We start from the raw sequence: 18,146 nt of genomic DNA, 5'->3' as shown, positions 1-18,146 counted from the left end.
AGTGCCGAAGTACACCTTCTCCGTCAACGGGAAACCGGTCAGCGTCGACGTGCCCGCGGACATGCCGCTGTTGTGGGTGCTGCGGGACAAGCTCGGCGTGAAGGGCCCCAAGTTCGGGTGCGGCATCGGTGTCTGCCGGGCCTGCACGAGCCACCTCGACGGCGGCGAGATCCAGCCGTGCGTCACCCCGGTCGCGCAGGCCGCGGGCAAACAGGTCACGACGATCGAGGGCCTCGCCGACGGCGACAAGCTGCACCCCGTGCAGGAAGCCTGGCTGGAGCAGGACGTCGCGCAGTGCGGGTACTGCCAGCCCGGTCAGATCATGGCCGCGGTGGCGTTGCTCAGGCGCACGCCCAGCCCGACCGACGCGGACATCGACAAGATCGAGAACGTCTGCCGGTGCGGCACGTACTTCCGGATCCGCCAGGCCATCAAGAACGCCGCCCAAAAGATGTAACGCGTTGCCCTGAACGGCGGTGCTATGGTCCATGAACCCTGCACAGAGGCTCACTGTGGAGCGTCGATGCACTTCGTGGACACCCCTGCGGTCCCGGCCCGGCTCGCCACCGAGGTCGAGCGCCGGACACCGGAGATGATCAAGAACACCGTCGCGCAGATCATCGAGGAGATGCCCGTCTACGGCCGCGCCGAGTTCGTCTCGCACGACGAACTGATCCGGTCGGTCGCGGTGAACATCTCCGTGGTGATGCGGACTTTGCGCGGCGTGGCACCGCCGGACACCGCGCAGGCGACCGCGACCGGCCGGGCGCGCGCACAACAGGGCGCTCCCCTGCCGGAGTTGTTGCGCGCGTACCGGATCGGGCTGACCCAGGTCTGGCTCCAGTTCACCGAGCTCACCAGGGACAGCACCGAACTGGTCGCGGTCACCACGGCGATCTGGGCGCTGATGGACGACTACGCCGAGGCGCTCACCACGTCCTACCGGGACACCACGGCGGCAATGCTCCTCGAGCATTCGCACAGGCGCTCCGCATTGGTCGAGGCATTGTTCGCGGGCAGCTCGGAAGGCTCGCTCTGGGACATCGCGCGCGTCCTGGACCTGTCGGTGGACGGGACCTTCGTCGTGGTCGCCGCGGAAACGCCCGCGCTCGGCCGGGAAGCGTTACCCCAGATCGAGTCACGGCTGCGTGCGCGGTGCCTGGCGTCCGCGTGGCGGCTGACGCCGGACCTGCAGGTCGGTGTGGTGTCGCTGCGGCACCCGTCGGCGTCGGCCGCGATCGTCGAGTTGCTCCAGGAGGACATCTCCGGGCGCGTCGGGGTCAGCCCGGTCTACAGCGGACTGGGCAACACCGCACGCGCCTTACACCTGGCCAGGGTGGCGCTCTCCAGCCTGCCGCCCGGCACGGCGAGCATGGTGCAGTTCAACGACTCACCGCTCGCCGGGCTCGTGGCAAGTGCTCCGGAAGCCTCGGTGCAATTGGCGCACCAAGTGCTCCGAGCGATCCTCGACCTGCCCGGAGAGGAACGCAACGTCCTGCTGCTGACGTTACGGGCGTGGTTCGAGTGCCAGGGGTCGACCAAACTGACCGCGCAACGGATGTTCTGCCATCCCAACACGATCCGTCACCGGCTCAAGCGCATCACCGACGAACTGGGCCGCACCCTGACCGACCCGGCGGACATCATGGAGATCGGGACGGCGCTGCGGGCGTTGTCGATCTTCCCGGGCACCGCGCACCTCCCGCCGCCCGCCAGACAGGCATAATCGCCGGTGTGGCAGACAGCGCGTACCGGCGGGACTGCGATGCGTTGCGGGCGGTGTGGCAGGACCGGATCGCGGGCGAGGACGGGCCCCTGCCCGGTTCGACGCTTGATCCCCTGGTGACGCCGCAAGGCTGGTGCGGGCACGTGCACCTGGCCGAAGGGCAGCGCGCGGGCACCGTGATCGACGTGACCGCCGAGATCGCGAAGGCGTTCGACCTGCCGGAAGGCTCGATCGTGGTGCGCACCATGGCCGAGCACCGGCAGGTGTTCCTCTGGGGCTACAGCACGAAGTCCGGCGCGGACTACCACCTGAACTGGCCGCACCCGGTGCTGGACGGCAGCGAGTTCGTCGACATCAAACGTCAGAGCAATGGCACCACATTGCTCGACCTGGTGCAGCTGACCACGTGGGCCCGCGCGCACAAGGAGAGCTGGGAGGCCATCCGCACCGGGCGCGACGCGGACGTCCAGCAGTTCGTCCGGCGGCTGAACCGGTTACGGGCCGGGATCGTGGACATCCTGACGCGCGCCCAGCCGCGTCAGGTGCGGGAACTGCTGATGCGGGTCGGCCTCGACCGGGCGTCGCTGCCCAAGGACCTGGCCGAGGCGATCGAGTACCCGCACGACCGGGATCCCACCATTCCCATCCCGAGATAGCCGTTATGGTTTCTCCGTGACGGTCGCCATGGAAACAGCCCAGCCACGGCACCTGATCGTGACCGTGTACGGGCTGTACGCGCGCGGCGCGGGCGGCTGGATGTCGGTGGCCAGGCTGATCAGCCTGATGGCGGACCTCGGGATCGACCAGGCCGCGGTCCGGTCGTCGATCTCCCGGTTGAAGCGCCGGGGCATGTTGCAGGCGCGGCGGCACGACGGCGCGGCCGGGTACGAACTGTCCGAAGAGGGTCTGGCGATCCTCAAGGAAGGTGATCACCGGATCTTCCGCCAGGAACGGGCCACACTCGCCGACGGCTGGCTGCTCGCGGTGTTCTCGGTGCCGGAGGCCGAACGCTACAAACGGCACCTGTTGCGCTCCCAGCTCACCCGGCTCGGATTCGGGACGACCGCACCAGGCGTGTGGATCGCTCCTGCGCATCTGTCCGAGGCCACCGAGGACATGTTGCGGCGACTGGACCTGAGCGGGTACGCCGACCTGTTCCACAGCAGGCACCTCGCGTTCGGCGACCTGGCCGAGAAGGTCCGCCGCTGGTGGGACCTCGACCAGCTGGAGAAGCTCTACGCCGACTTCGTCGACTCGCACAGCCCGGTCGGCGAACCCGGTGACGATCGGGAGGCGTTCGTCAACTACGTGCGTCTGCTGACCGACTGGCGGAGGCTGCCGTACCTCGACCCCGGTCTGCCGGCGGAACTGCTGCCGGACAACTGGCTCGGGATCCGGGCTGCCGATCTGTTCTTCACCCTGCAGGCGCGCCTGGCCGGACCTGCCGAAAGGCACGCCGTCACCTCTCGTGACCTGACAGGACGTGTCTGAGGCGTGCCGAGGTCCACTGTGTACGTTCTGCTGCCGTTGGTGCGCCTCGGATCCTCTTAGCCGCGTTCGATCGGCACCGCCGCGAACCCCTGCACTTCGACGAGCGCTTCGACGTCCCACAAGCGGCTCACGCCGATACCCGCCATCGCCGGGTACTCGGTGCCGACGAGCTTGCGCCACACTGCGCCGATCTCGCGGGCATGTGCCTTGTAGTCGTCCATGTCCACGATGTAGATGGTGACGCTGACCAGGTCTTCCGGTTCGCCGCCCGCCGCTCGGAGCGCCGCCAGGAGATTGCTCAGTGCGTTCTCGAACTGCTCCACGACACCGTCGCCGACGATCTTGTTCTGCTGGTTCAGCGCGGTCTGGCCCGCCAGGAAGACGATCCGGCCGGTCCTCGCCGGGTCCACGGCGACGGCATGGGAGTAGCCGGACGGCTTGCCCAGCTCCGGCGGATTGACCCGCTCGATCACGATGGCACCCCAAATGCTCCGGCTATCGCTCCGATTGCTTGTCCCATTGCACCGAGCTTTGTCCCGCGGGCGGTCACGATTGCACCGCCCCGCCGTCCACGGTGATCGCCTGGCCGGTGATGGCGGCACTGGCCACGCACAGGTCGACCACGTCGGCCACCTCGTCGGCGGTGATCAGCCGCCGGATGGGCTGCTTGTGCTCGAGCGCGGTCCGGATCTCCGCCCGGTCCTTGCCGGTCCGCGCGGCGATCTTCCCGACCCAGCCGTCGGTCATCGGCGTGTCCACATAACCAGGACAAACCGCGTTGACCGTGACGCCGGTCTTCGCCAGTTCGGCCGCCGCGGCGCGCATCAGCCCGATCACACCGTGCTTGCTCGCTGTGTAGGCACTGAGGTTCGGCTCGCCGATCTTGCCGGCGATCGAGGCGATCACCACGATGCGCCCCCAATTGCTCCGCGTCATCGCCGGGATTGCTCGACGCATTGCTCTGAAGGGTGCTGTGAGGTTGAGCTCCAGCTGGCCGTACCACTCGTCGTCGGTCAGCTTGGCCATCGGCTTGGCCACCGCCGCGCCCGCGTTGAGGACCAGCACTTCCACCGGACCCCAGGCGTCTTCTACCGTCGAGAACACGTTGTCGACCGCGGCCGGATCGGTCACGTCAGCGGGAAGGCACAACGACGGCCCGGACAGCTTCGCCGCCACCTCGGCGAGCTGGTCGGCACCACGGGCGGTGAGCGCGACCCGGTGACCAGCCGCCGACAGCCTGCCCGCGATCACACTGCCGATCCCCCGGCTGGCGCCCGTGACCAGGCAGTTTCTTGGTGTCACCCGGCCAGCGTGCCAGTTGTTCGTAACGGTCGTCAACAGGACGCAATATGTTGTAACCTTGACGGTCGTAAGGATCGCGACAGAAGTGGGTGGGCGACGTGCGCATCGCGGTTGCCGGCGGCGGCCCCGGCGGGCTCTACTTCGCCGCGCTGACCAAGGCCCTCGACCCTGGTCACGAGATCACCGTCTGGGAACGCAACGCCCCGGACGACACGTTCGGCTTCGGAGTGGTGTTCTCCGACGAGACACTCGGCGGCATCGAGCACGCCGACACGGCGGTCTTCACCGCGATGAGCGAGGAGTTCGCGCGGTGGGACGACATCGACGTGCACTACCGGGGAACCACGTTCACCTCGGGCGGGCACGGCTTCGCCGCGATGAGCAGGCGCCGTCTGCTCAACATCCTGCAACAGCGCTGCCTTGACCTGGGCGTGCGCATCCACTTCCAGACCGAGGCGCCGGATCTGACCGGCTACGACCTCGTCGTCGCCGCGGACGGGGCCAACTCCACGACCCGCGCCCGGTACGCGGACACGTTCAACCCGACCGTGGAGACCCGGCGCTGCAAGTACATCTGGCTCGGCACCGACCTGGTCTTCGACGCGTTCAAGTTCCACATCCTCGACACCCCGGCCGGGACCATGCAGATCCACGGCTACCCGTACAGCCGTGACGCCAGCACGTTCATCCTCGAGATGCACGACGACGTGTGGGAGCGGGCGGGTTTCACCGCGCCGCAGGGGTTGCGGCCCGGGCAGAACGACGAGGCGTCCATCGAGAAGATCCGTTCGCTGTGCGCCGACGTCCTCGACGGCCACACGATCGTCGGGAACAATTCGAAGTGGACGAACTTCGCCACTGTCCGATGTGCCACGTGGCGGCACGGCAACGTCGTCCTGCTCGGTGACGCGGCGCACACCGCGCACTTCTCGATCGGCTCGGGCACCAAGCTCGCGATGGAGGACGCGCTGGCGCTGGCCGCGTGCCTGCACGAGAGGTCCGATGTGGACTCAGCATTGGCGGCCTATGAGGACGAACGCCGCGCGGTCGTCACGTCGACCCAGCGTGCGGCGCAAGCGAGCCTGGAGTGGTTCGAGAACATCGGGCAGTACACCGGCCAGGACCCGCACCAGTTCGCGTTCAACATCGTCACGCGCAGCCGCCGCGTCACCTACGACAACCTCCGCCTGCGTGACCCGGAGTTCGTCGCGGACCTGGACGCCTGGTTCGCGCGGGACTTCGGCGACGTCCGGCCGCCGATGTTCCAGCCGTTCAAGATCGGCGACGTCGAGCTGAAGAACCGGATCATCGTGTCGCCGATGGACATGTACAGCGCGGTCGACGGCGTGCCCGGCGATTTCCACCTGGTCCACCTCGGCAGCAAAGCGCTTGGCGGCGCGGGCCTGGTGATGACCGAGATGGTGTGCGTCTCCGCAAGCGGCCGGATCACGCCCGGGTGCACGGGCATGTACAAGCCGGAGCACGAGGCGTCGTGGAAGCGGGTCGTGGACTTCGTGCACACGCAGTCGGACGCGAAGATCGGAATTCAGCTCGGGCATTCCGGGCGCAAGGGGTCGACCAAGCTGATGTGGGAAGGCATCGACCAGCCGCTGCCGGACGGCAACTGGGAGGTCTGCGGGCCGTCCGCCATTCCGTACTCCCCGGCCAGCCAGACACCCCGGGAACTGACCATCGAGGAGATGGCCGGGATCAAGGCCCAGTTCGTGGCTTCGGCGCAGTCGGCCGCACGCGCGGGCTTCGACCTGCTCGAACTGCACTGCGCGCACGGTTACCTGCTGTCGTCGTTCCTCTCGCCGCTGACCAACAAGCGCACCGACGCGTACGGCGGATCGCTTGAGAATCGCCTGCGCTATCCGCTCGAGGTCTTCGACGCGATCCGCGAAGCATGGACCGGTGCGATGACCGTGCGCATCTCCGCGACGGACTGGTGCGAAGGCGGGATCGACGCGGACGATTCGGTGGAGATCGCGCGGGCGTTCGCGGAGCACGGTGTGGACGGCGTCGACGTGTCCACCGGACAGGTCGTGAGCACGGAGAAACCCGCCTACGGTCGTAGTTATCAGACTCCGTACGCCGATCGAATCCGCAACGAGATCGGCCGCAAGTACGGTGTCGCGGTGATCGCGGTCGGCGCGATCTCGTCCTATGACGACGTGAACTCGATCATCCTGGCCGGTCGTGCCGACCTGTGCGCCCTGGGCCGGACACACCTCTACGATCCACACTGGACACTGCACGCGGCCGCGGACCAGGAGTACACCGGGATCTCGTGGCCCAAGCCGTTCGCCGCGGGCAGCCGTAAGCCACGCGCCGGCCGGACCGACGGGCCGAAGCCCCGGCTGGAGCTGATCCGTTCCGGCGAGCCGAAGACCGCGCACGCACGCTGGAGGGGATGACATGCTGACCGCCGAGCAGCGTGACTTCGCGGACGAGGTACGGGCCGTGGCCGCCGACCGGCTCGTCCCGCTGGCCGAGGCGGGCAAACCCGGCGCGGTGAACCGGGAACTGATCAAGGCCATGGGAGAACTGGGCCTGCTCGCGCGCCTGTTCCCCGGCGTGGAGTCCGGCAGGCCTTCCCGGGACGCCGCGGCTCTGGACCTGTGCTTGTTGCGTGAAGCCCTTGCCACGCAGTGCACCGAAGCCGAGACGGCGTTGGCGTTGCAGGGACTGGGGACGTACCCGATCATCCAGTCCGGACTGGACAGTCAGGTCGCACGGTGGGTGCCTGCCGTGGCCGCCGGGGACGCTGTCGCGGCGTTCGCCCTCACCGAGCCCGAGGCCGGTTCCGACGCCGCCGCACTGCGACTGACCGCGGCCCGGGACGGCGAAGGCTGGCGGCTGTCCGGCGAGAAGATCTGGATCTCCAACGCCCCGGAAGCGGACTTCTACACGGTCTTCGCCCGGACTTCGGACGCCGGGGCACGCGGGGTGAGCGCTTTTGTCGTCCCGGGTGATCGATCCGGACTGTCCGGCGAGCACCTCGACATGGTCAGCTCTCATCCGATCGGCCGCCTGGTGTTCGACGGCGTGCCAGTGCACAGGGACGAGCTTCTCGGCGAGGAGAACAAGGGCTTCCGGGTCGCGATGCGCACGCTTGACCTGTTCCGGCCCAGCGTCGGCGCGTTCGCCGTGGGCATGGCGCAGGCCGCGTTGGACGCGGCGGTTTCCCATGCCGGAAGCCGGATCGCGTTCGGCGGCCCGTTGAAGGACCAGCAGACGGTTTCGCACACGCTCGCCGAGATGGCCACCCGCACCGAAGCCGCCCGGTTGCTGGTGTATTCGGCCGCTCAGGCCTACGACTCGGGCGAGGCGCACATCGCGGGCCGTTCGGCGATGGCCAAGCTTTTCGCCACCGAGACGGCGCAGTTCGTGGTGGACGCGGCGGTCCAGATCCACGGTGCCCGCGCCCTGCGACGCGGGCACCTGCTGGAGCACCTGTACCGGGAGGTCAGGGCGCCTCGGATCTATGAAGGCGCCTCGGAGATCCAACGCACGATCATCGCCCGGGAGCTGTACCGCCAGGCGTGATCAGGCGGCGTACCGACCGTGGTTCCGGTACTCCTTGACCCGCTATTAGTACAGCGCCTAAACTTTCTTCCGGTGAACACCCGCCGAGCGCGCTGACGCCGTTCGGGGATGCTCTCGTGGAGCCGTCCGGGTGGGCCCGCCGTCCCACCCGGGCATCTAGGTCGTGTTTCGAATGTCCCGGTCGATGAGAGTCTGCCCCGGCCGGAGGCCGGAATCGGCTCGGTGGGGCGGTTCCTGGCGTCGCCGCGGGATCGCCGCGAATACTGGTTGTCTTTGGGCGGTCTCGCGGTGGCGTCAGGGGCCGCATCCGGCCCGGCTATCGCGATCGGGCATTTGAAACACGGCCTAGACGCGGGCGGCGTGTTTGCCGGTCGCCAGGTCGCGGCTGCTGGCGATCAGCTTCTCCGCCATGTGGTCCACCGCGTCGGCGAACTCGGTGTCGTCCTGCTCGTGCCAGTCGGCCAGGCGGGTGAGCAGCCAGATGCGGGCGGCGCCGATCAGCTGCGCGAAGGCCTCGGTGCCCGCGGGTGTGAAGCGGTAATATCCCTCGGCCTCCGAGACATACCCGATCTCGGCCAGTTGGCGGGCGACAGGGTGGAAGATCCCGGCGGGCACCTTGGTGTGGTCGGCGATCTCCTGCAAGGTCGCGTCGCCGTCGTCGACACTGTGTTTGAAGATCCGTACGAGCATCCAAGCCTGTGCGTAGTTCAGCGGCACGCCGGAGGCGGCGAGGATCTCCGGCCGGGGGTCGGGCTGCTGTTTGCCGACCACCACGGCGATCAGCTTCTCCAGCTCCACCTGGGATTCACTGGACGCGGGCGGCGCGAAGCTCTCGCCGACGCCGCTGTTGCCGCAAACCACGACCCGCGCGGTGTCCCGCAGCGGGACTTCCTTGAGGAACAAGGCCACGACGAACGCCAGCAACCCGACCGGCGCGGCGTAGAGGAACATCGTCTGCAAAGTGTCCACGTAGGCCTGAACGATGGGCGCCCTCACCGCGGGCGGCAGCGCGTGCACGCCGTTGACGTTCACCACCACCCTCGGATCGAGGCCGGGCGGCGTGGCGGAAACCAAGTGCTTGGGCAACTGGTTGGCGTAGATCGTGCCGAAGATCGCCACACCGAAGGAGCTGCCCAACGTCCGCAGGAAGCTCACGCCCGAGGTCGCGACACCGAGATCCGAATAGTCACTGGTGCTCTGCACGACGACCGTCGGCACGGGCATCACGAGGCCGACACCCAGGCCGAGCACGAGCATGTACCCGGAAATGGCCCAGTAACCCGTACCGGCCTCCATCAACGACAACAGCACCAGGCCACCGGAGATCAACAGCGAGCCGACGACCGGAAACCACTTGTACCGCCCGGTCTTGCTGATCACCTGGCCGGTGATCATGGCGGCCACCAGCAGCCCGCAGACCAGGGGCAGCATGCGCAGACCCGAACCGGTCGCCGACTCGCCCTTGACGTACTGCAGATAGGTCGGCAGGTACGTGACGCCCCCGAGCATCGCGAAGCCGACGATGAAGCTGAGGACGCTCGACACCGTGAAGACCGGGTTGCGGAACAGCCGCATCGGCAGCATCGGTTCCGCGGCACGCCGCTCGACCACCACGAACAGCACCAGGGCGACGACAGACCCCACGGCCATCCAGATGATGGTCGGCGAGTCCCAAGGGTACTCGGTGCCGCCCCAGCTGGTCACCAGCGTCAGCCCGGACGCCGCCAGCCCGATCAACAGGATTCCCAGGTAGTCGACTTTCGGCCGGAGCGCGGCCTGCACCGTCGGCATCGACACGACGGCGACGATCAACACCAGCACGCCCAGCGGCAGGTTGATGGAGAAGGCCCACCGCCAGCTCAGGTGGTCGACGAACAGCCCACCGAGCAGCGGGCCGACCACCGTGGACACGCCGAACACCGAGGCCAGCGCGCCCTGGTACTTGCCGCGCTCGCTCAACGGCACGACGTCGGCGATCACCGCGGTCGCCGTGACGAGCAGCCCGCCGGCGCCGAGACCCTGCACGGCACGGGACGCGATCAGCCACGTCATCGAATCGGCCCAGCCCGCGAAGAACGAGCCGATCATGAACAGCACCACGCTGGCCAGGAACATCCGCTTGCGGCCGTAGAGGTCGCCGAACTTGCCGACCAGCGCCGTCATGATCGTCTCGGCCAGCAGGTACGCCGTGACCACCCAGGACAGATGGTTGCCGCCGCCGAGGTCGCTGACGATCGTCGGCAGCGCCGTCGCCACGATCGTCTGGTCGAGGGACGCCAGGAGCATCCCCAGCATGATCGCCGCGACGATCGCGTTGCGCGCCCCGCGGCCGACGGTCACAGCCTCCGCCTCTGCCATCACGGCCTCCTGTGTGGACAGTCGGAGGGTAGGTCCGTTCCCGACCGGCCGCGACTCGGTAGGTTGACGGCATGAGTCTGCGCGTGGGATTGATCGGCTACGGCACGGCGGGCGCGGTGTTCCACGCGCCACTGATCACCGCCACCCCGGGCCTGACCTTGCAGTCCGTGGTCACGTCCCGGGAGGTGCCGGACGGTGTCCGTCGGCTGGACCGGCCCGACCAGCTCTGGGAGGACCACGACCTGATCGTGATCGCGTCGCCGAACCGCACCCACGTGCCGCTGGCCACCGAGGCCCTGCACGCCGGCCTGCCCGTGGTGGTCGACAAGCCCTTCGCGCCCACGGTCGCCGAGGCCCGCGCCTTGACCGAGCTCGCCTCCGCCAAGGACCTGCCGCTGACGGTGTTCCAGAACCGCCGGTGGGACGGCGACTTCCTGACCGTGAAGGACCTGGTCCGGTCCGGCAGGCTCGGCAAGGTGCACCGGTTCGAGTCGCACTTCGACCGCTGGCGCCCGACGCCCAAGCAGGGCTGGCGGGAACGGCCCGGCCGGGAGGAAGCCGGTGGCGTGCTGTTCGACCTGGGCGCGCACCTGATCGACCAGGCGCTGCAACTGTTCGGCCCGGTCAGGTCGATGTACGCGGAGGTCACCAGGCAACGTCCGGGCGTGCGGGTGGACGACGACTTCTTCCTGGCGTTGACGCACGAGTCCGGCGTGCACTCCCACCTGGCGTCCAGCACGCTCGCCGCCCAGCCCGCCCCTCGGTTCCGCGTCCTGGGCGCCGAGTCGGCGTACACGAAGTACGGCCTGGACGTGCAGGAAGCCGCGTTGAAGGCAGGCCAGGGCCCCGGTTCACCCGAGTGGGGCGAAGAACCCGAGGAGGCGTGGGGCTTGCTGGGCGTGGCAGGCGAGACCACGCCCGTGCCGACGAAAACCGGGTCTTACCAATACTTCTACGCCGCGATGGTGTCCACTTTGCGCGACGGCTCCCCTGTCCCGGTGGCGCCGGAGTCGGCCATCGCCGCCCTGGAGATCATCGAAGCGGCCCTGGAGTCGCTCTGACCCGAATGCCGAATTGCTCCGGACAGGGGTTCATGCCGCCAACAAGGCCGCCTCGTGGTGAGTCCGCGCCAACTTCGGTGCGGCACCCCGTGTCCACCTTTCCGGCACCCCGTGTCCACCTTTCCGGCACGTTGTGGTCGCCTTTCCGGCACCCCGTATCCACCTTTCCGGCACGTTGTGGTCGCCTTTCCGACACCCCGTATCCACCTTTCCGGCACGTTGTGGTCGCCTTTCCGACACCCCGTATCCACCTTTCCGGCACGTTGTGGTCGCCGTTGCGGCACCTCGCTTTCCAGCGTTCGGCGTGTTGTGGTCGCCGTTGCGTTGGGCTTTCTTTGTCCTCGCCGGACCTGCAGGCCACCAAGAGGAGAGGGGGCCGCACTCCCTTCCTCCCGTCCGGCCTGCCAGAGGCAACCATGGGCGTCAAGGGGATCGGTTCGACTTCCAGCCTGGTCTTTTCGCGTGGGCCGACCCCTTGACACCCATGGTTGGACTGCGTCCAGGCCAGACGGGAGGAAGGGAGCACGAAGGGTTTCCTTGCGCTGTCGCGCTTGTGGGACGGCGGTGATCCGTTTGGCTGACGCTGAGGGCTGGGTTTCGTGGGCGGATCACCGCCGCTTTTGGGGTTCTGTCAAGGAAACTTGGGTTTTGTCCCCCTATCGTGTGATCGTACTGGTGTTCGAAGACTTTCATGTTTTACCGGCGTATCCTGGACGTATGGGGCAGATCGCTTCCACACCGCTCTGGCAGCTCGGCAACCGGGACCTTGTCGCCCGGTTGACCGACGTGCACAAGCGGATACTCCGCGACTATGCCGAGTACTTCGCGATCCTGTCCGAAGTGGATGGCCGGGGAACCGCGTACGAGTTGGGCTACAGCAACACCGCCGCACTCCTCGTCCACACCCAGAACATCTCACGGAGCGAGGCCAACCAGCGCATCGCCCAAGCCACCGCCCTGCATGACGTGAAGACTCCGACCGGCGCGGTGATCGAGGCTTCTCTTCCGTTGACCGCGAAGAAGCTCGCCGCCGGTGAGATCACCGTCGGGCAGGTGGAGGTCATCCGGAAGTTTGTGGGCAGCCTCGACCATGTGGAGCCCGAAAAGGTTGCCGTGGCTGAAGAGTTGATGGTCGAGCGTGCTGCCGAAGACGACCCGAATGCTTTGGCCCGGTATGGGGAGCGGTGGGTACGTGACATCGTCGATCCGGATGGCGCGGCGCCGGATGACGACGAACCGCAGCGGCCGGAGCGAGAACTGCGGCGGCATATCTTTCGCGACGGGCGGATGGAGTTCAAGGGACGGTTGGATGCTGAGACCGCCGCCCTGTTCGACGCACTGCTTGCGCCGTTTGAAAAGCGCGAAGCGGACGACACGCGCGGGTACGCCGAACGCGGCGGCGACGCCTTCGCCGACGTGCTGCAGAAGGCCGCGAACTGCCCGGACCTGCCGACGCACAACGGGTACAAGACCGAGGTGGCGTTCACCATCTCGATGGACGAGCTGGCGAAATCGGTGGACGAGCGGGTCTTGCCGGGCTCTCGGTTGACCGCGAGTGAGGCGCGGCGGATCGCCTGCGACGCACACGTGCTTCCCGCGGTCATGGGCGGAGATTCCAAACCGCTCGACGTCGCAGTCCCCGCCTACGTCGTGCCCGCACACATCCGGCGCGGACTGGTACTCAGGGACCGTGGATGCGCCTTCCCAGGCTGCGACCGGCCCGCCAGCGTCTGCCACAGCCACCACATCACGTCCTGGCTACGCGGCGGACCAACCGCACTAGGCAACCTCGTACTCCTCTGTGGACAGCACCATCGGCTGATTCACCGCAGCGAATGGGAAGTCAAGCTCGACGGAGGCATCGCCTGGTTCACCCCGCCGGACTACGTCGACCCGGTACGCACACCACGGCGGAATCACTTACACAGTGGGAATTCCAAGTTTGTTGGTGCCAAATGACACTATGACCGCCCTGTATCGCCCAGGGAGAACACGTGACTGAGCCAACGCGTCCCACGTTCCTGCGCCGCAAGCTCGGCGCCAAGCTTCGCCGGATGAGGGAGGAGGCCGGGCACGCGGCTACGCGAGCCTGGTGGAGGTCGGCGTGGGGTTGCGGAACAGGTCAAGCACCGGGCAGTGCTCGTCGACCTGGTTCTTGAGCTCCTCGTACTTCGCCGGATCGGCGGGCCCGGACAGCTCCACCTCGACCCGTACCCCGGTGAAGCCCGGCCGCACGGAGTCGTCGAACCCGAAGAAACCGTGCAGGTCCAAGTCACCCGTCACCGTGACGTGCACGGCGTCCAGCGGGATGCCGAGTTTGGCCGCCCAGAACTGGTACGTGATCACCTGGCAGGACCCGAGCGACGCCAACGCGTACTCGACGGGGTTGGCCGCCGTGTCGGTGCCGCCGAGCGCCCCCGGCTCGTCCACAGTGAACTGGTGGTCGCGGACCTTGACGTCCACCACGGTGGCCGTGCCGCCGACGAGGTCGTGGCGAACGCTGAACTGGACGGCGGCGTTCTTCGGATCGGCGGTGACAGCCTCGCGCGTACCGTCGATGACGTCGGTCAGTGACATGGTCGGGATTCCTCCATGGCTCGCAGTCGTTGGCGCCATCAGGATGACCGGCATGTCCGGCGAACGGGCGACTTCTTAGAGCGTGGACGCGCTCAGCGCAGGGACTTGACGAGCTGCGCGAAAGCTGGCACAGGGATGGTGATGTGCCCGGCACCGGGATTCTTGGAGTCCCGGACCGCGACCTCGCCATCCCGCCACGCCGATTCCAGGCAGTTGTGCTCTCCGGCACTGAAGCTGCTCTTACGCCATGTCCGGTCCACTGGCCCGTCCCTCCATGTCACGCGAGATTGACCGCATCAACTCCACTGAACCAGACTTGTCCAGAGCCACCGCGTCAAGATTCTCGACCTGCAGCCGGTAGGTCGCGACATCATCCGGATCGTCCCGGTAGAGGCCGGTGGTCAACGCCTCGATGAACACCAGAGTCGGGTGGTCGGCGAAGTCGAACAGCACAAAGGAACCACCGAGGCCCGCGTGCGCGGGCACGGTCGCCGGAATGACGTGGAGCGACACATTCTCTTGATCAGCCAGCGCGACCAGGCTCCGGATTTGGTTCGCCATGACCTTCGGGCCACCGATGGGCTGTCTGAGCGCTAGTTCGGTCATCAGCAAGTTCACCTGCGGTGGTCTCTTTCGGGTGAGAACGGCTTTACGCGACATGCGTTGCGACACCCTCGCCTCGACATCCGCCCGGCTCGCATTCACTCGAACAGCCGATATCACGGCGCGTGCGTAATCTGCGGTCTGTGCAAGCCCCGGCACCAGACTGAGTTCGAAGTTCGTGATGGCCACGGCTTCGGCTTCGAAGGCCTGGTAAGTGCGGGTTCGCGGGCCCGCTTTGCCCAGGACCATGCCGAAGTGCGAGATGCAGCGCACCTGCTGGAGGAGATGCTGGCGATCACCACCGGTCACTCCGAGAACCGCCAGGATTCCGGCCACTTCCTCGCTCGTCGGCTCCCGCTTGCCGTTCTCCAGGCGGCTCAGCGTGCTGACCGACATTCCCAGCTGCCTGCTGACCTGCTCCAGTGTCATGTCCGCCACGCGCCGGTGCCGTGCCAGCTCCATGCCGATGCCCCGTGAGTTGACGTTCTGCCGCTGCATTGGCTCGCTCCCTTTGCAAGGTGTGAAAAAAGGCCGCTCATCAGCGCGACCCGGCGTCACAAATCGTCTGGAGAACGTCACCCCATCGGGCTCGTTGCGAACATTTCTCCATACGCCATGATTGCCCACATGACCCGCCCGGCCAACGTTCTCGACTTCCAGGTCCGACGACATCTGGCGATGCTCGTCACCGGTATTCAGAGTGCCGACGACGATACCGCGCTCCGGCTCGCCCGGACGGAGATCGACCGGCTCGCCGCCGGGGTGATCGCCGGGCTGCGCAGTCACCACCTCGACAGGTCCGGAACATGCGTGCTGTGCGGAACCTATTGCCGTCTGCGTGTCGCGGTCAGCGACGTCCTGCTTCCCACCGATCAGGAAAGGTCTTCACCATGAACGGAATCCAGATCGATACCTGGATCAAACTGGAATCCTGCGACATCACCTTCAGCATCGTCGACGGGATGGCCGAACTCCAGTTCGGCGGCAGGCTCGACGGCCTTTCGGTGACCGCAACCGAGAAAGGACTCGTCACCCTCGTGACCAAGGCGACCGAAGCGCTCCAGGCGATCAGGGCGGCGTCCGATGGCAAGATCTAGGCATGGAGCGAGACCGGGATCCGGAGGGACGGGCACGCAACGCGCGGCCCCGGGACGGGTTGGGCAGGCCGCTGCCCTACGGCGCCGAGGGTGTGGAGCGCCAGCCGGAGGGCATCCGGCGCACGCCCGCGGAGACCTTGTCCGAGGCGCAGAAACTGCTGGACGAGGGCAAGCCGTTTCACGCGCACGAGGTGTTCGAGGACGCGTGGAAGTCGGCGGACGAGCCGGAGCGTGCGTTGTGGCGCGGGTTGGCGCAGATCGCGGTCGGTATGACTCATGCCGCGAGGGGCAATGAGGCGGGCGCCGCAGCGCTGATTCAACGCGGCGTCGACAATATTTGGCCCTACGAGGTTGATCCGCCGTATGGCATTGATGTCACCGGATTGCTGCGTTGGGCTCGGGCCCCGATGGGAGTGCCTAAGCTGACGTCAACTACTTAGTTCTCCCGGGCCGTAAAGCCCGGGGCCGGTGATGGTGATACCGGCCAGGAATTCTCGGGAGCCCGCGTACGCGTTCGATATCAGTTCCGCGGTGTGCCCGAAATCCAACGGAGTGACGGCTTGGACCGGTGCGCCGGGCAGGTAGATGACGGGCACCTCCGTCGCGGCGCGTTCCGATTCCAGTTCCGCCTGGTTGCGCATTCCGAGCGTGGCCCAGAACAACACCGCGTCCGCGAGTGTCTCGGGTACGCGGGGCAGGTGGCCGGGGAACGCGCAGTCCAGGATGACCACCGACCGCGCTCCCAGGCCAAGCGCTTGCCTGATCGGCACGTTGGCGAGCACGCCGCCGTCGTACAGGACGTGTCCGTGGTGGTGGACCGGCGGGTAGATGCCGGGAATCGCACTGCTCGCCAGGATCGCGGGCGTCAGCTCGCCTTCGGCGAGCAGCACCGCCTTGCCGGTGATCGCGTCCACCGCCACGGCGCCGAACGGCAGCGTCAGGTTCGCGAAGTTGTCGACGCCCGCGAGTTCGGTCCGGAGGATCTCGGCCAGCCCGGTGTTGGGGAACAGGTGGTTGCGGTACTGCCGCAGCCTCCGCAGCTGGGCCAGCGGCCCGCCGGGGAACACCCTGGCGCGCGTCATCCGATGCCAGATTGCTTCGAGCCTGCTCGGTGCGTTTTCCGGGTCAAGTGCGAGCAATGCTCCGTTCACTGATCCGACCGAGGTGCCGACGACCAGGTCGGGCCTGATCGAGCGCTCCTGGAGCGCTCGGAGCATTCCGACCTGTCCCGCACCGAGGCTGCCGCCTCCACCCAGCACGAACGCCACCGGCCCCGGCAGTTCGATCTCATCCACGACGACATCCTGGGCTACGGTCGCGACTCCGGCACGGCAGGTACCGCCAAGCTTAGAGGCCTAAGGTTCAAGAGCTGGTCCGCTCGTGCAAGGTTAAGCCGTTTCCTGATCGCCACCCACGGGGTACCTGGAGACATGCGGTTCCGAGACCGAGAGGACGCCGGGCAGCGACTGGCCGACCTGCTTGACCACTACCGGGGTCACTCGGACGTGGTTGTTCTCGCGCTGCCGAGGGGCGGTGTGCCGGTCGCCCGCGTGGTGGCGGACCGCCTCGAAGCACCGATGGACCTGCTGCTCGTCCGCAAACTCGGCGTGCCGGGACGCGAAGAGCTGGCGATGGGCGCGATCGCGGACGGTGACATCGTGCTGAACCAGGACGTGGTGCGGCACGTGGAACCCCACGAAGTCGAGCGGGTGATCCAGCGGGAGCGAGAGGAGCTACGGCGGCGCAACGAGGCGTACGGCCGCACCCCGCTGGAAGTCGAGGGCCGGACGGTGATCGTGGTGGACGACGGCCTGGCGACCGGCGCCACCATGCGGGCCAGCGTGCAGGCATTGGCTCAGCGCAAGCCGGGCAAAGTCGTCGTGGCTGTGCCGACTGCGCCCGAGCACACGGTGGACGAGTTCGCCGAGATCGTCGACGAGGTCGTGTGCGTGATGACGCCCAAGCCGTTCGGCTCGGTCGGCCAGGCGTACAAGGACTTCAGCCAGACGACCGACGGCGAGGTGCGCCGCCTGCTCACCCGGTGACACTGTTCTGCCGGTGACACGGCCGGGCCGGTCCCTGCTGGGGACCGGCCCGGACAATCAGCCGTCCCGGACGTGTCGTCCAGGGCGACGCTCCCGCGGTGCGCCGGTCAGGCACACCGCGAGGTCACTGACCGGCCATGTGCTCACGCAGGCTGCGCGGCCGCATGTCGGTCCACACTTCGTCGACGTGGGCCGTGCACTCCTCCTTGGTGCCCACGGTCCCGTCCGGGCGCCAGCCCGCGGGGACCTCCTTGTCCGCCGGCCACAACGAGTACTGGCCCTCGTCGTTCACCAGGACCTGGTAGGTGATGTTGTCGTCCATTGTGTCCGTTCCTTT

General features: G+C 67.4%; 20 protein-coding genes. 12 read left to right on the top strand and 8 right to left on the bottom strand.

Annotation, left to right across the window (positions count from 1 at the left end):
- Position 1: 1 nt before the first annotated feature.
- From GC106_RS20435 to GC106_RS20420, 4 genes are all read left to right on the top strand, one after another.
- A complete protein-coding gene (locus tag GC106_RS20435) occupies positions 2-457 on the top strand; it encodes a (2Fe-2S)-binding protein (RefSeq protein WP_173133014.1) in 456 nt (151 codons plus the stop codon).
- Between the two features lie 66 nt (positions 458-523).
- On the top strand, positions 524-1,726 hold the full coding sequence (locus GC106_RS20430; protein ID WP_173133012.1) for a PucR family transcriptional regulator: 1,203 nt from the start codon (positions 524-526) through the stop codon (positions 1,724-1,726).
- A gap of 8 nt (positions 1,727-1,734) precedes the next feature.
- Entirely contained in the window at positions 1,735-2,382 is a 648-nt protein-coding gene (locus tag GC106_RS20425; RefSeq protein ID WP_173133010.1) for a hypothetical protein, read from the top strand.
- A 28-nt stretch (positions 2,383-2,410) separates the two neighbouring features.
- Positions 2,411-3,217, top strand: a complete 807-nt coding sequence (locus GC106_RS20420) for a PaaX family transcriptional regulator (RefSeq protein WP_173133585.1) — start codon at positions 2,411-2,413, stop codon at positions 3,215-3,217.
- Between the two features lie 56 nt (positions 3,218-3,273).
- Here GC106_RS20420 and GC106_RS20415 read toward each other — a convergent pair whose 3' ends face one another.
- Together GC106_RS20415 and GC106_RS20410 are read right to left on the bottom strand one after the other, a co-directional pair.
- Complete coding sequence (locus tag GC106_RS20415) at positions 3,274-3,687, bottom strand: RidA family protein (RefSeq protein ID WP_173133582.1); 414 nt, start codon at positions 3,685-3,687, stop codon at positions 3,274-3,276.
- Between the two features lie 76 nt (positions 3,688-3,763).
- The gene (locus GC106_RS20410) at positions 3,764-4,519 is read right to left on the bottom strand and encodes an SDR family NAD(P)-dependent oxidoreductase (protein WP_173133008.1); all 756 of its coding nucleotides are present in this window, start codon (positions 4,517-4,519) and stop codon (positions 3,764-3,766) included.
- Positions 4,520-4,617: 98 nt separating this feature from the next.
- Here GC106_RS20410 and GC106_RS20405 point away from each other — a divergent pair, with 98 nt between their 5' ends.
- Complete coding sequence (locus GC106_RS20405; protein ID WP_173133006.1) at positions 4,618-6,936, top strand: bifunctional salicylyl-CoA 5-hydroxylase/oxidoreductase; 2,319 nt, start codon at positions 4,618-4,620, stop codon at positions 6,934-6,936.
- A gap of 1 nt (position 6,937) precedes the next feature.
- Complete coding sequence (locus GC106_RS20400) at positions 6,938-8,068, top strand: acyl-CoA dehydrogenase family protein (protein WP_173133004.1); 1,131 nt, start codon at positions 6,938-6,940, stop codon at positions 8,066-8,068.
- 345 nt (positions 8,069-8,413) lie between these two features.
- On the opposite strand, the gene GC106_RS20395 is transcribed toward GC106_RS20400, so the two are convergent.
- Complete coding sequence (locus tag GC106_RS20395) at positions 8,414-10,426, bottom strand: MDR family MFS transporter (protein ID WP_173133002.1); 2,013 nt, start codon at positions 10,424-10,426, stop codon at positions 8,414-8,416.
- 71 nt (positions 10,427-10,497) lie between these two features.
- On the opposite strand from GC106_RS20395, the gene GC106_RS20390 reads away from it, so the two are divergent.
- Positions 10,498-11,487: a Gfo/Idh/MocA family protein gene (locus GC106_RS20390; RefSeq protein WP_173133000.1), complete on the top strand. Its 990-nt coding sequence runs from the start codon at positions 10,498-10,500 to the stop codon at positions 11,485-11,487.
- Positions 11,488-12,150: 663 nt separating this feature from the next.
- On the top strand, positions 12,151-13,446 hold the full coding sequence (locus GC106_RS20385) for an HNH endonuclease signature motif containing protein (protein WP_173132998.1): 1,296 nt from the start codon (positions 12,151-12,153) through the stop codon (positions 13,444-13,446).
- Between the two features lie 120 nt (positions 13,447-13,566).
- On the opposite strand, the gene GC106_RS20380 is transcribed toward GC106_RS20385, so the two are convergent.
- The 3 genes from GC106_RS20380 to GC106_RS20370 form a co-directional block, all read right to left on the bottom strand.
- Entirely contained in the window at positions 13,567-14,064 is a 498-nt protein-coding gene (locus GC106_RS20380; protein WP_173132996.1) for an OsmC family protein, read from the bottom strand.
- A gap of 92 nt (positions 14,065-14,156) precedes the next feature.
- Positions 14,157-14,324 carry a DUF397 domain-containing protein gene (locus tag GC106_RS47075; protein ID WP_312872756.1) on the bottom strand — a complete coding sequence of 56 codons (168 nt, stop codon included), beginning with the start codon at positions 14,322-14,324 and terminating at the stop codon, positions 14,157-14,159.
- Positions 14,305-15,165, bottom strand: coding sequence for a helix-turn-helix domain-containing protein (locus GC106_RS20370; protein WP_173132991.1), 861 nt, complete (start codon positions 15,163-15,165; stop codon positions 14,305-14,307). Before GC106_RS20370 ends, GC106_RS47075 begins: the two co-directional genes overlap by 20 nt.
- A gap of 129 nt (positions 15,166-15,294) precedes the next feature.
- Here GC106_RS20370 and GC106_RS20365 point away from each other — a divergent pair, with 129 nt between their 5' ends.
- The 3 genes from GC106_RS20365 to GC106_RS20355 are packed head-to-tail and all read left to right on the top strand — an operon-like array spanning position 15,295 to position 16,204.
- Positions 15,295-15,561: a hypothetical protein gene (locus tag GC106_RS20365; protein WP_173132989.1), complete on the top strand. Its 267-nt coding sequence runs from the start codon at positions 15,295-15,297 to the stop codon at positions 15,559-15,561.
- Positions 15,558-15,764, top strand: a complete 207-nt coding sequence (locus GC106_RS20360; protein WP_173132987.1) for a hypothetical protein — start codon at positions 15,558-15,560, stop codon at positions 15,762-15,764. The genes GC106_RS20365 and GC106_RS20360 overlap by 4 nt, the downstream gene beginning before the upstream one ends.
- Positions 15,765-15,766: 2 nt before the next feature.
- Complete coding sequence (locus tag GC106_RS20355) at positions 15,767-16,204, top strand: DUF309 domain-containing protein (RefSeq protein ID WP_173132985.1); 438 nt, start codon at positions 15,767-15,769, stop codon at positions 16,202-16,204.
- Here GC106_RS20355 and GC106_RS20350 read toward each other — a convergent pair.
- The gene (locus tag GC106_RS20350; protein WP_173132983.1) at positions 16,193-17,059 is read right to left on the bottom strand and encodes a patatin-like phospholipase family protein; all 867 of its coding nucleotides are present in this window, start codon (positions 17,057-17,059) and stop codon (positions 16,193-16,195) included. The genes GC106_RS20355 and GC106_RS20350 overlap by 12 nt on opposite strands.
- Positions 17,060-17,194: 135 nt before the next feature.
- On the opposite strand from GC106_RS20350, the gene GC106_RS20345 reads away from it, so the two are divergent.
- On the top strand, positions 17,195-17,809 hold the full coding sequence (locus GC106_RS20345; RefSeq protein WP_173132981.1) for a phosphoribosyltransferase: 615 nt from the start codon (positions 17,195-17,197) through the stop codon (positions 17,807-17,809).
- 124 nt (positions 17,810-17,933) lie between these two features.
- On the opposite strand, the gene GC106_RS20340 is transcribed toward GC106_RS20345, so the two are convergent.
- The gene (locus tag GC106_RS20340; protein ID WP_173132979.1) at positions 17,934-18,131 is read right to left on the bottom strand and encodes an MbtH family protein; all 198 of its coding nucleotides are present in this window, start codon (positions 18,129-18,131) and stop codon (positions 17,934-17,936) included.
- Between the last annotated feature and the right edge of the window lie 15 nt (positions 18,132-18,146).

Source organism: Kibdelosporangium persicum, assembly GCF_013280595.1.
GTDB classification, from domain to species: domain Bacteria; phylum Actinomycetota; class Actinomycetes; order Mycobacteriales; family Pseudonocardiaceae; genus Kibdelosporangium; species Kibdelosporangium persicum.
The sequence above is the reverse complement of the archived record's forward strand: the minus strand, read 5'-3'. Positions and strand labels throughout refer to the sequence as shown.

Bases quoted from the DNA above. Each gene is read 5' to 3' on its own strand.
- GC106_RS20390 (WP_173133000.1), top strand. From the start codon at position 10,498: ATGAGTCTGCGCGTGGGATTGATCGGCTACGGCACGGCGGGCGCGGTG.
- GC106_RS20365 (WP_173132989.1), top strand. From the start codon at position 15,295: ATGACCCGCCCGGCCAACGTTCTCGACTTCCAGGTCCGACGACATCTG.
- GC106_RS20355 (WP_173132985.1), top strand. From the start codon at position 15,767: ATGGAGCGAGACCGGGATCCGGAGGGACGGGCACGCAACGCGCGGCCC.
- GC106_RS20380 (WP_173132996.1), bottom strand. From the start codon at position 14,064: ATGTCACTGACCGACGTCATCGACGGTACGCGCGAGGCTGTCACCGCC.
- GC106_RS20340 (WP_173132979.1), bottom strand. From the start codon at position 18,131: ATGGACGACAACATCACCTACCAGGTCCTGGTGAACGACGAGGGCCAG.
- GC106_RS20370 (WP_173132991.1), bottom strand. From the start codon at position 15,165: ATGCAGCGGCAGAACGTCAACTCACGGGGCATCGGCATGGAGCTGGCA.
- GC106_RS20420 (WP_173133585.1), top strand. From the start codon at position 2,411: ATGGAAACAGCCCAGCCACGGCACCTGATCGTGACCGTGTACGGGCTG.
- GC106_RS20400 (WP_173133004.1), top strand. From the start codon at position 6,938: ATGCTGACCGCCGAGCAGCGTGACTTCGCGGACGAGGTACGGGCCGTG.
- GC106_RS20360 (WP_173132987.1), top strand. From the start codon at position 15,558: ATGAACGGAATCCAGATCGATACCTGGATCAAACTGGAATCCTGCGAC.
- GC106_RS20345 (WP_173132981.1), top strand. From the start codon at position 17,195: ATGCGGTTCCGAGACCGAGAGGACGCCGGGCAGCGACTGGCCGACCTG.
- GC106_RS20395 (WP_173133002.1), bottom strand. From the start codon at position 10,426: ATGGCAGAGGCGGAGGCTGTGACCGTCGGCCGCGGGGCGCGCAACGCG.
- GC106_RS20430 (WP_173133012.1), top strand. From the start codon at position 524: ATGCACTTCGTGGACACCCCTGCGGTCCCGGCCCGGCTCGCCACCGAG.